The sequence below is a fragment of the Bilophila sp. T19-St14 genome (assembly GCF_059728385.1).
The window spans coordinates 353258-365435 of sequence record NZ_BAAGFT010000001.1 but is presented as its reverse complement, the minus strand read 5'-3'; the positions used below and the strand labels follow the sequence as shown (position 1 = coordinate 365435).

Sequence of the window (12178 nt, the reverse complement as noted above, 5' to 3'; positions counted from 1 at the left end):
AAGGGATCTTACGGTACGCACCTGTTTAATTGACCGCCACACGAACCGTATCACCGGGGCGCAGGGCCGTATTCCGGCTCATGTTGTTCAGTGAAAGCAGTTCGACAGGAGAGACGTTGAACTTGCGGGCAATGGCCCAGAGGGTATCCCCGCTTTGAACCGTATACCGGACGATCTTATTCGTGGCCTTGGCCTCAGCCACGGGACGGGAAACGGGAACACTGGATGAGGACGCCGTCACAGGGCGAACCGAAGAGTCCACGGGAACCGCTTTAGCGGACTGGGACGCCACCGTCTTTCCCTTGCCGGGAATCCGCAACTGCTGGCCAAGGCTGATATTATGGTTTTTCATGCCGTTGGCGGCGAGGATCGCTTCCTGCGTTACACCGTACCGCTTCGCAATGGAGTACATGGTATCGCCCCGCTTCACTTCGTGCGACGCGACGGAGGCAGCCGATACGGCTTTTTCACGCACCGGTGCAGAGGCGGAAACCGTACGCGAAGGAGGCGCTTGACGCCCGGCGGACGCAACGGGCGTACCCTTTGCAGACGGCGTTTCCCGCACGGATGCCAATATACGAGGGTTGACGCCTGTCCGATTGGTTCCGGGGATTTTCAGCACACGGCCAGCGCGCAAAGGCTCGCTGACCTGATTGATGCGCCGGAGCTCCGCCACCGGAACGCCGGTCTTCCGGGATATGCTCGCCATCGTGTCGCCACGCGAAACCTTGTAATCCCGCAGCCCGGCATAGCCCGTACCGCTTTTTGCCGGAGGCAGCTTGAAGAGCAGGGCCTGCGCCTTGCCTGCCACCGCACGGGGCACATAAACCTTGGTGGAACGCGAGGGATGGCTTACATAGCGCTGATACGCCGGGTTATGCGCCGAAAACTCCTCCCAGCTCATACCTATGCTTTTGGAGAACAGCATAAGATCCGTCCCCGGTTTCGCCCTGACTTCCGCGATCTGCGACGAACTCGCGAACGGCGCGCAGGAAAACCCTAATTTATCAAGATTGCGCACTATTTTGCAGACGGCCAAAAACTTGGGGAGATACTGTTTGTTCTCATCGGACAGGCGATCCCGAACGCTATAAATCTGCTCATTCTTGCGGCGCAGCTCAAAGAACGTCTTGGCGCCGGTAGCGGCGAGCCCTCGCTGGATCTTTCCTTCCCCCGCGTTGTAAGCCGTAACCGCCAGATGCCAATCGTTGAACATTTTATAAAGCTTTTCGAGATAATCTGCTGCCGCCCGTGTGGACTGGTACGGATCGCGGCGTTCATCCATCCACCAGTCCTGCGCCATGCCGTAATGCTTGCCCGTGCTCGAAATGAATTGCCACATGCCCGCGGCCCCGCTGCTTGAAGTCGCCATCGGGTTGTACCCGCTCTCGATAAATGCGACATACGCCAATTCGCGCGGCAACCCTTTTGAACGCAGCGTCTCGTAAATAAACGGCATATACAGCTGCGCGCGCTCAAGGTTCTTCTCGACGGTATAACGATCCTTATGCACCAGATATTTAAAATGGAGCAGAACGTCCCCAAGCTCCTCCTGCGGCAAGTTCCTATCGATTTCCCCTTCGGACAGGAACGCTTCCTGTTCGGCTTTCGTCAGCGGCCTGCCGTCATCGGAAGGCAAGTAGACCGTTCCCGTCTTCTGCCCCGAAGAAGAAAGCGTCTGTGGATAGCCTTTGGAAGGTTCCTGCAATACGAAGGGGCCCTTGCTCGTGATGTTTTTAGAGCTGCAACCAGTCAGCGCAACAAGGACGCACAACAGCAACACGCCCAAAACGCCGGAAGGACGGAAAACCGCACAGGACGACAAAACGCCGTCCGCGCGCATTCCGATTGCCCTGCGGAGAAGCATAGACGCGGGAAGGACAACACGATACACTCTGTTCACCTCGTGATGTTACCCCGGGCCATTCCGGGGGCATAAATCCACATCCAGTCTACTCGACGAGGCCGTGCTTGGCAATCCTCCGAGACGTGGCAACCTTTAAGGATCTCATGATTACAGATAAAAATACTCCTCCCCGCAAGGCGTTCCATTCCGCTCCGAAAACTGCTGAACAGGGCGCTTCTCTTGAAAAGGCTTCCTGTTCCGATTCTAAAGAAGAGCAGGCCGTCCTCTCCGGGATCAAGCCGGTTTTGGAACTTCTCGAACGGGAACCGGAACGCATTGATGCCGTCCTTGTCCGCAAGGGCAAACGCTCGCAAGATACGGATCGCATCCTCGATCTGTGCCGCACGGCTAAAGTCCGTTTTACGCTTACGGATGCCCAAAGCCTTGATCGGCTTTGCCCCGCCGGGCATCAGGGCGTCGTCGCCCGGCTTTTCGAGGCCGGCTTCACCGAGTTCGCCGATATGCTCATGACCGCTGCGGACGCCCCCCTGCCGCTCATCCTCGTGCTTGATCAGGTGCAGGACCCCGGCAATGCCGGAACCCTCGCCCGAACCCTGTACGCAATGGGGGGTGCCGGGCTGGTCATCCCGCGTCACAACGGCACCTTTCTGGGGGCCGGGGCGCGCCGCGCCGCAGCCGGGGCGTTGGAACGCCTTCCGGTCTCCAAGGTCATGAACGTCGCCCGGGCGCTGGATGAGGCGCGGGACGCGGGATTCCTCATCTACGGGGCCGCGTTCGGCGAAGGCAGCCTCGACGCCTTCACCACCCGCCTGCATACCCCCGCCCTGCTCGTCCTCGGCAATGAAGAACACGGCATACGGCCGCAGGTTGCCAAACGCTGCCACCATCTCCTGCACATCCCCATGCTGCGGGCATTCGATTCGCTCAATGTGGCGCAGGCGGGCGGTATCCTGACAAGCTGCTTCGCCCGCCAGCATCTCGAAAAAAATCCGTCCGGAGAATGACCATGACATCGGAATACAGCATCCCTGTCCGCGAAATCCCCATCGCCACGCTCGGCCAAGCCAAGATTCCTTCTCCGCTTCCTTACGGGAACATGATCAATACCGGAAAGGTCATGCTGAGCCTGAGCCACGAATACGACGAAGACATCGGTACCCATCAGACCCTGCTTTTTGAAGAAGCGGGGCCGCGTCAGGAACTGTATTTCGATCCCGGCAAAACCAAATGCGCCATCGTCACCTGCGGCGGGCTTTGCCCCGGCCTCAACGACGTGATCCGGGCCATTGTCCTCGAAGCCTACCACGCCTACAACACGCCTTCCGTTCTCGGCATCCGTTACGGGCTTGAAGGCTTCATCCCCTCCTACAGCCATAACGTGATGGAGCTGACCCCGGCCAGCGTCGAGCACATCTACCAGTTCGGCGGGACGCTCCTCGGCTCCTCCAGAGGGCCGCAGGATCCTTCCGAAATCGTTGACGCGCTCGAACGGCTCAATGTGAGCGTCCTCTTCGTCATCGGCGGCGACGGCTCCATGAAGGCCGCCTCCGCCATCGCCAAGGAAGTGCGCCGGCGCAACATCCGCATTTCCATCATCGGCATCCCCAAGACCATCGACAACGACATCAATTTCGTGCCGCAGTCCTTTGGCTTCGACACCGCCGTGGACAAGGCCACCGAAGCCATCGGCTGCGCGCATGTGGAAGCCGTAGGCACGCCCAACGGCATCGGCATCGTCAAACTCATGGGCCGCGAGTCCGGGTTCATCGCGGCGCAGTCCGCCCTCGCCCTGCGTGAGGCCAACTTCGTGCTCATCCCCGAAGCGCCGTTCCAACTGCACGGCGAAGGGGGCTTGCTCCCCGCGCTGGAACGGCGCCTCAAGCTGCGCGGGCACGCCGTCATCATCGCGGCTGAAGGCGCGGGCCAGCACCTCCTCCAGAGGAACGAAGCCCGCGACGCCTCCGGGAATCCCGTGCTGTCCGACGTGGGGAGCCTGCTGAGGACGTCCATCGTCGATTATTTCCACGGGAAAATGCCCATCAGCATCAAATACATCGACCCAAGCTACATCATCCGTTCCGTCCCGGCCAATGCCAACGACCGGGTCTATTGCGGTTTCCTCGGCCAACATGCCGTCCACGCAGCCATGGCGGGTAGGACTGAAATGGTTGTTGCCAAGATCATGGATCGTTACGTCCACATCCCGCTGGATCTCGTCACCAAAAAGCGCCGCAAGCTCGACATCCGTTCGGGGCTGTGGCGTGCCGTGCTCGAATCGACCGGACAAGGCGAGTTGACCGGTATGTTGCCCGAAGGCGAAAAAGCGTAACATTCCGTGTCATCCATGTCCTCATCAGCTCCACAGCTCAGGCAGATCCGCGCTTCGGCAGGTTCGGGCAAGACCTACGAACTGACCACCAGCTTCCTGAAGCACCTTTCGGGTGCCGCGGAAGCTGGCGGCGGTCCCTTTTCCGGGTGCAGCGCCGTCCATTCCGGGCCGCACGGCTGGCCGGAAATCCTTGCCGTCACCTTTACGAACCGCGCCGCCGCCGAAATGCAGGAACGGATCATCGGACGCCTTAAGGATACCGCCCTCGGCACGGACAAGCCCGCTCCCGGATGGACGCGCGAGCAGGCCCGGAGATGGGTGGGGATCATCCTCCGGCGCTATGGGGCCCTCAACGTCCGCACTATCGACAGCCTCCTGCACCTCATCGTCAGGCTGACGGCGCTGGAGCTGGATCTGCCTCCCGACTTCGAGCCCGTATTCGCCACGGATGAGGCCATCGCGCCGCTTCTGGACAGCCTGCTCGAGCAGTCACGGAGCGACGAACGGCTCCACGCCCTGCTGGAGGAGGCATGCCGGAACGTCTTTTTCCATTCCCCGCAGCGCGGGTTCCTCGCCGGGGAAACCCTGCGCGGACGGGTCATGGAGCTGCTTCTTCCTATCATGAAGACGCAGTCCGTCGCACTCGCGCATCCCTCTGAAATCACGGAACGGCTGGGAGCCATGACCCGCGATCTGCGCGATGCCGTAGAAGCGTTGCACAGGCGGCTTGCCGAAGAAAAACTTTCCTGTTCCGCACATCTGACCAGAGCTCTTGATGCCTGCCGGAAGGCCGCCCCCGCAAACCTGCCGCCCAACTCCACCATGCTGCGCAAAGCCTGTTTGGACGACTGCCTGAACAAGGCATCCAAAGGCAAGGCGTCCCCCGACGCGGAACGGGCTTTCGACGCCATGCGGGACATCATCCGAAAATGGGACGAGGCTGGCGTCTTGCTCCGCCGGGCCCAGACGGTCATGCCGTTTGTGGAACTGGCGCGGGAACTCTCAGATCAGGTTCCCGACTTCCTCAAGCGTGAGGGGGCCGTTCCCGCCGCCTTCGTCCCCCGTCTGGCCCGTCAGGTGCTGTCGGGCGATTACGGCGTTCCCGAAGCGTTTTGCCGCTTGGGGACGAGCCTGACCCATATCCTCGTGGACGAATTCCAAGATACCAGCCGCGAACAGTGGGAAGCCATCCACCCCCTTGTTTTGGAAGCCCTTTCCCGCGGCGGTTCGCTTACATGGGTCGGTGACGTCAAACAGGCCATCTACGGCTGGCGCGGCGGCGACGCCACGCTGTTCGACGAAGTGCGCTCCGATGAGGAGCTGTGCGCCGTCGCACCTGAACCGCGCGTCGACATCCTCCCCACCAACTGGAGGAGCTGCCGGGCCATCGTCGAAACCAACAACACCCTGTTCCGCCAGCTTTCCGAAACGGCTACGGCTAAGGCCGTGCTGTCCGCCATGCTCCCCAAAGATACGCCGCCCGCCCTGCTGGCAGCCGTTCTTGAGGAAGGGGCCCAACTGCTCAAAGAAGGCTTTGCCGGTTCCGAACAGGACGTTGCGCCCGACAAGGCCGAAGGCTTCCTGCGTCTCCAGCGCGTCTACGGCGACAAGAGCGAAGATCTGGACGAAGAAGTCCGCGAACGTCTGCTGGAATGCGTTCATGAGGTTGTCTCACGCCGTCCGTGGGGAGACGTCACCGTACTAGTGCGCTCCAACGGAAAGGCCGCACAAGTCGCCGGATGGCTTATGGAGGAAGGGATCCCCGTCGTCACCGACAACAGCTTCCTGCTCGCCGAACACCCTCTGGTGGAACAGATTACCGCGCTCCTGACCTTCCTCGATTCCCCGCGCAACGATCTGGCGTTCTGGACATTCCTTTCCGGCCGCCAGATGCTGTTGCCGCTTATCCCCCTGAGCGAACAGGCGCTGGAAGACTGGGCCGCCGCCCGCAGGACGTCGGAACACCGCAACATGCCGCTGTTCATGGCTTTCCGTGAGGACTTCCCCGACATCTGGCTAAAGTGGATCGCGCCTTTCCATGCGGACGCGGGGTTGCTCACGCCTTACGATCTCACCCGCGAAGCGTTGGGACGCCTCGACATATGGGGCCGCTATCCCGCTGAGGCCGCCTTTGTCCGCCGCTTTTTGGAAATCATTCACGTCGCGGAAGGGCAAGGATACGGTTCGTTATCCTCATTCCTCGACTATTGGAACAAGCACGGGCAGCAGGAAAAAGCCCCCATGCCGGAAACCCTCGACGCCGTGCGGGTCATGACCATGCATAAGTCGAAGGGGCTGCAATTCCCCGTCGTCATCGTGCCGTGGCATAACTTTTCCCAACGGGTGGACAGCCCTGCCGTGGAGACGCATGTGGACGGCCTGACGGTACTTGCCCCACGCGGCCCGGCCTCCGGTTACGCACACTACAAGGCCATCGCGGACAATGCCCGTGAAGCGCTGCACCTGCTTTATGTGGCGTGGACGCGGGCGGAAGAGGAGCTGTACGCCTTCCTGACGGAAACGGCCTCCAGCCGCAGTGCATCGGGGCTCGGAAGCGGCCTGAACGTGCTTCTCGGCGCGCTTCCCATGACTGAAGAAACCTTTGAAACCGGTACGCCTCCCTTCGTCCGCTCCGCCGAGCAAGCCGGGGGGCCAAAGCCGATACGGGATGACGAGGCTGCCGCCGAAGAGCTGTCATTGATCGAGCCGGAAGGCATCCCCGCAGGGCAAGACAACGAACGCTGGCGTCCCATGCACTGGCTGCCGCGTTTGCGTATCTTCCGAAATCCGCTGGAAGAATTTTCGTTTACCCAAAAACGCCGCGGCACGTTCGCGCACCACTGTCTGGCTTGCCTGCAAACGGCAGGACAACTGACGGGGCACCCGGAAGAGGACGCCCGCCAAGCCTTCAAGCAGGGCTTGCGCACATTCCCGCTTCCGATCCGTGACCCCGAAGCGGTCGAGCGCGAGATTGTGGAGATGCTGGCATGGTATGCGGCCCTGCCCGAAACGGAGGAATGGCTGCGGTACGGGACCCCCGAACAAGAGATCATTGATGAATCCGGCGAATTGTACCGTTCCGACCTTGTGGTTGACGACGGGAAGCGGATCACCGTGGTCGAATACAAAACGGGAGCGCCAACCCCAGCGCATGAAATCCAGCTCCAGCGCTATATGCGCCTTATTGCCAAGGCTGCGCCTCGGCCTGTCCAAGGCGTACTGGTATACCTCGATCTCAAACGCCTTGATTACAAACAGCTACAGGTATGAAGCGTTCCACCTCCATCCTCCTTTGTGTTTTGCTCCCCATTTTCTGGGCGCTTGTCCTTGTGCTTGGCTTTTTCATATATACGTTCAACCAAGACCCCGCAGGGTTCGCCCGTTCGCTGTCCGCCCGCTTTTCCGCTCCTGAAGCCGGGTTTGTCCTGTCGGTTGATCAAGCCTCGCTCTCCCTCTTTCCACGCCCGGCGGCCAGCGTTTCCGGCCTGACCATCCGTACCCCGGCAATGACGCTGTTTGTGGACGAAGGGGCCGTCTATCCCGATCTATGGGCCTTGCTCCACGGCGAAACGCACATCGCCGGAGTCCGCCTTCTCAAGCCCGCACTGCTGCTTGAACCGCCAACCGGAACGATGCCGGAAACGTTGCAACAGCCGCAATTTTCCATACCGCCACAACTTGCTGAAATGGAAATAGATGTCGAAGACGGAACCGTCGCCTATCTCCTCCCCGGTACGAACAAGTCCGGCCTTCACCCCCAGTGGCGGATATCCGGCATTTCCGGCAGTGCCGCCGTTCCGGGAAACGGGGACCCCGGTGAGCTCTCGCTCTCGGTGGGCAAGATGGAATGGTACGGAAACACGCCGCCGGAAAAGGACGGACAAGCCACCCCGCTCCAAACCCTCAGCGCCATCAATCTGGAAATATCCGATCTGGAATATGCGTTCCCGGCTGATGCCCCGGCCACGCTCCGGTTCAAAGCCACTTACGCCATGCCTCTTTCTCGTGATGAAGATAGCCCCCGGTTTGTCCTCGGCATGACGGCCCGTACCACTGAAGGCACACTCGCCATTGACGGCGCAGCCTCCCTTGACGGTAATTTTTCACTAAAAAGCCAATCTGTTCCCGTCCATGCCCTGCTTCCGTTCACGACGGAAGCCCCTTTGGGCTCCCTCTTTCAGGGCTCCCCTCTCCCACAGGTTGCCGTCAAAGGGGCGACCCTCAACGTCGATGGGGATCAGGCTACGCTGGACGGGCGGCTGAACTTCGGCGCGGATTCTATGCCGACGCTGCGGGGGACACTTGCCATCAAACGATTCAGCCTTCCCCGCTGGTTCGGCTTTGCGCGGGATCTCCCTCCGGGCGTACAAGCAGCGTTGGACAACCTATCGGGAACGCTTCCCTTTGAGCTGACACCACAAAAATTCGTCGTCTCCTCCGCTACCGCAACGGCACTGAATACCGTCTTCACGGGAGGCGGGGGCGTCACCGATTTTTCCAATCCCGTCATTGCGCTGCACCTTGCAACCAAAGACATCCCCTTGAACCGGGTATTCCCCGAAGTGGAAAACAAGGCGGTTTCCGCGCCGTCCTATAAAACGCCGCCGCTTCTCGGAGAAGACGATTCCAATACAACGGTCGGCTATGACATCCATTTGGAAGCTGCCCGCGCCACATTTTGGAAGTGGGCGGGCAACGGCGTCTCCGTCCGCATTACGCCCGATCCGACAAATAAAGCGGAACAGGCCAAAATCGCCATCCGCTGCGCTTCACTGTACGGCGGATCGGTACAAGGCGATCTCATCCCCGGTGACGTCATGGCCCTGAACCTCACGGCCAACGGCGTCAACATCGACAACCTGCTCAGCCCCGTGGCGAGATACCCTGTTCTGAAAGGCACGCTGACAGGTTCGGCCAATTTTATGGCGCGCCCTACTTCGCCCGCCGCCTTCCTCTCCTCACTGAAAGGCAAGGGGGAAGCTCTTATCGAAAAAGGCAACCTCTCCCTCTCACGGGCAAAAAAGGATAAAACTCTTGCTTTCTCTCAATTGCGTATCGCCTTTCAGGGGGCAGGAAGCCGGACGCAGGGAGCGCAGCCGCACTATGCCTACACCGGGAAATGGCAGGGCAACCTGACGACGGAGGCCGGACAAGGGGCACTCGACCTGACGGGAACGCTCCAGTTCCCGGCAAGCGGCCCTTTCAACCTTTTCGCCGATGCCGTTTCCGCTTCAGGCAAGCTTTCAGCCAACGGCATCAGCGGGCAGGCTTCAGGTAAACTGTCCCTTAATACGCAGGCCAACACGCTGGAAGCCAAAGGGCTCTCCGGGCAGCTTCTCACAAAAGGCGCTTCCGCTTCGTTCATCGGTTCTGTAAGCGGAAACGGCCTGAATACCAACCCGACATGGGATGCTTCGTTGTCCGTTTCGACGGGAAACCTCCGTGCCTTCCTTGCCCAGTGGGATATGTTGCCCTCCAGCCTTCCCCAACAGGCGCTCAGGCAGGCACAGGCCAAGGCGAAAATCCGTATGGACGAGTCCGCACTGCGCTTTTCCGGGCTTGAAGGGCGCATTGATGAAACGCGCCTTACCGGTCAAATCGAATGCACAAAGGGGACGCCGCCGCACTGGATCGCCAAACTCCGGCTTGGGACATTGCGCCTAGGGGACTACCTGCCCACGTCTTCCAAATATGCACAACCGAGTACACCGTGGCAGACCGAATGGCTCAGGCAAATACAGCTGGATGGGGAGCTCAGTGTGGATCGCCTGATCATCGCCCGCATTCCACATGAAAACCTGACCGTTCCCGTAACCATCAAAAACGGTGTGCTCACGGCCGACCCCATCAAGGCCCGTGTCGCGGGAGGGGCGGCTGGAGCCGGCTTGCGTGCGGAGGCCACCGCGGGCGGGCTGCTCTCACGGCTGCGGTATACGCTGAACGCCGTCAATATCCTGACGCTGTGCAAGGAACGGGGGCAGGCCCAACTGCTGTCCGGTACGGGGAGCCTCGACGCGGACGTTTCCGGCCTGCTCCGTTCCGGCGCGGACATCCCCGCCGCCCTGAACGGCAACCTCAATTTCGTTATCCGAAACGGTGAATTGGATGCGAAGAAACCCGGCCCCATGAGCCGTTTCAGTTCCTTGAGCGCATCCGGGACGCTTTCCAAAGGAATCCTAACCACACGCGATCTCAACCTCTCCGGCGGCCTGTCCGTCCGAGGCCAAGGCAACATCAACCTCATCAACAACACGCTTAACTATGCCTTGAACGTAACCGGGCCCGGCATCCCGGACATTCCGGTACGTTACTACGGCAGTCTCGACGCGCCACAGCGCAGTTTCAATGCTACCGGCATTTTGGCCAACGTCTTCAACAGCATCGGCAGCGGCGTCCTCAATATATTGGACATCGTGGTTTCCGCCCCGCTCCGTCTGCTTGCGCCGTAGAGGGTTGCCTGTCTCCGTTTCAATTTCTCATTGTAAGGCGAAGATGGGGAAACCGCTTCTCCCCATAGGGCCGCACCCAAACGGAGTGCCTTTTCCTGGCCCAAGGATATCGTAACTTCCTTCCGGTTCAGCAGGCTTTTCCACTAGGCTCTGTCATAGAATGTGGCTGTGTTATCTCCACAGTATGGTGAAAATAGAAACTTTTTCTCCAAGCTTTTCGTTGGCGGATTCTATAGCTGAGACATTTTATTGATTATTCCTTTGGAACTTCAGGAAAGAAAACATCAGCCATTTCCTATGACACGATCAAAGAAAAAAACATTTTTTACTTGACTTCGCGGGCATTCTTTGACAGAAATTTTCTCACGTTGTTGGGCTATCGTTCAATTGGCAGGACGACGGATTCTGGTCCCGTTAATCGTGGTTCAAGTCCACGTAGCCCAGCCAAAAATTTAAAAGGAAGGTTATTCTGCCTTCCTTTTTTTGTGCGCCGCACAGAATGGAATGGCGAGGGGAGGAATCTTTCTGAAGAAAGGCTTCCTCTCCCCTCACCAAACCCGCAGTATGGCTCAGCCCCTCAGCTTCTAGGGTGTGTCATTATTTTATATAACTATTTTAAATTATTGAACTAATATTTTTACGGCTTAAAAATAATTAAATAATTTCAATATATTATATCTAATTAACGACACAATCTAAGGCTTTCATAAAATGGGGAGGCCACCCGAAAAGGCTCTTTTCCGGCGTGAGCTGAAAAAAGCGTTCCGAGCGCGCCACGGACGACGCTTTCCCCCCCTCTTCATTGTTCCCACCCCCAAAAAATATGTGCCCTACAGACGTTTTTCTTGGGAAGCGTAGCGTTCCAAGGTCGTCTGCGCTGGAAAAACTACGAACAGGGATTCGGTGAAATCAAAAGTACTTGGAATTTGGAATTGGAAAAGGAGGGATGAACGCAAGCCACACTAGCAGTTTTGGGAAGAGAGAAAAGCGTGAGGGTGCTCTCCCCTTTTCTCCAGAAAGGTTTCCCCTCCCTTCCCCTATCTTTTCTTTAGCCTGACACTACGCGATAACCCCACGTGCGCGCAGCTCCTCGACGACCTTCCCGGCCAGATCGGGTAGGCGCTCCTGACAGACCGGGGTCAGCCCGATCTCCATCGTGTGGTAATCGGCGGGCTCCATACCGAGCACGACCGCATCCGGCCTATGCCCCGCCAAATCGCAGTAAATCAGCGTATCGACCAGATCCGTCTGATGCATAGAGTCACGGAAACTCATACTCTCGCGCAGCCCCTCGCCTTCCAAACGGTACAGGGTCCCCGGCTCGCCGCCGCCAAGGACGGCATCCACCACAATCAGCAGATCACACCCCATGATGGCGTCCATCAGCCGGATGCCGAGCGTGCCGCCGTCCATGAGCAATACGTTTTCAGGCAAGGATGCGCACTGCTGCAGATGCTCAACCGCACGCACCCCGATAGCCTCGTCGGAGAACAGAATATTGCCTACACCCAAAACCAGCACCTGTTCAGCCAT

Annotated in this window: 6 protein-coding genes and 1 tRNA gene; 5 read left to right on the top strand and 2 right to left on the bottom strand. The window is 59.1% G+C overall.

From position 1 onward, the window contains the following. Window positions 1–25: 25 nt before the first annotated feature. Complete coding sequence (locus AC6I1V_RS01520) at window positions 26–1843, bottom strand: lytic transglycosylase (RefSeq protein WP_486853931.1); 1818 nt, start codon at window positions 1841–1843, stop codon at window positions 26–28. A 128-nt stretch (window positions 1844–1971) separates the two neighbouring features. On the opposite strand from AC6I1V_RS01520, the gene AC6I1V_RS01515 reads away from it, so the two are divergent. From AC6I1V_RS01515 to AC6I1V_RS01495, 5 genes are all read left to right on the top strand, one after another. Then, window positions 1972–2871 carry a TrmH family RNA methyltransferase gene (locus AC6I1V_RS01515; RefSeq protein WP_497736808.1) on the top strand — a complete coding sequence of 300 codons (900 nt, stop codon included), beginning with the start codon at window positions 1972–1974 and terminating at the stop codon, window positions 2869–2871. 2 nt (window positions 2872–2873) lie between these two features. Continuing rightward, window positions 2874–4196 (top strand): ATP-dependent 6-phosphofructokinase, encoded by a 1323-nt coding sequence (locus AC6I1V_RS01510; protein WP_302552171.1) that lies wholly within the window; start codon window positions 2874–2876, stop codon window positions 4194–4196. Window positions 4197–4211: 15 nt separating this feature from the next. After that, window positions 4212–7466, top strand: a complete 3255-nt coding sequence (locus AC6I1V_RS01505) for a UvrD-helicase domain-containing protein (protein WP_486853933.1) — start codon at window positions 4212–4214, stop codon at window positions 7464–7466. Further along, a complete protein-coding gene (locus tag AC6I1V_RS01500; protein ID WP_486853934.1) occupies window positions 7463–10645 on the top strand; it encodes an AsmA family protein in 3183 nt (1060 codons plus the stop codon). Before AC6I1V_RS01505 ends, AC6I1V_RS01500 begins: the two co-directional genes overlap by 4 nt. Before the next feature lie 372 nt (window positions 10646–11017). Continuing rightward, window positions 11018–11092, top strand: a tRNA-Gln gene (locus tag AC6I1V_RS01495). Window positions 11093–11704: 612 nt separating this feature from the next. On the opposite strand, the gene AC6I1V_RS01490 is transcribed toward AC6I1V_RS01495, so the two are convergent. Then, on the bottom strand, window positions 11705–12178 hold the full coding sequence (locus tag AC6I1V_RS01490; RefSeq protein ID WP_308770939.1) for a HyaD/HybD family hydrogenase maturation endopeptidase: 474 nt from the start codon (window positions 12176–12178) through the stop codon (window positions 11705–11707).

What these genes read in the sequence shown, in the direction of transcription:
- AC6I1V_RS01520 (WP_486853931.1), bottom strand. Translation starts at nt 1,843, where the DNA reads ATGCGCGCGGACGGCGTTTTGTCGTCCTGTGCGGTTTTCCGTCCTTCC.
- AC6I1V_RS01510 (WP_302552171.1), top strand. Translation starts at nt 2,874, where the DNA reads ATGACATCGGAATACAGCATCCCTGTCCGCGAAATCCCCATCGCCACG.
- AC6I1V_RS01505 (WP_486853933.1), top strand. Translation starts at nt 4,212, where the DNA reads ATGTCCTCATCAGCTCCACAGCTCAGGCAGATCCGCGCTTCGGCAGGT.
- AC6I1V_RS01500 (WP_486853934.1), top strand. Translation starts at nt 7,463, where the DNA reads ATGAAGCGTTCCACCTCCATCCTCCTTTGTGTTTTGCTCCCCATTTTC.
- AC6I1V_RS01490 (WP_308770939.1), bottom strand. Translation starts at nt 12,178, where the DNA reads ATGGCTGAACAGGTGCTGGTTTTGGGTGTAGGCAATATTCTGTTCTCC.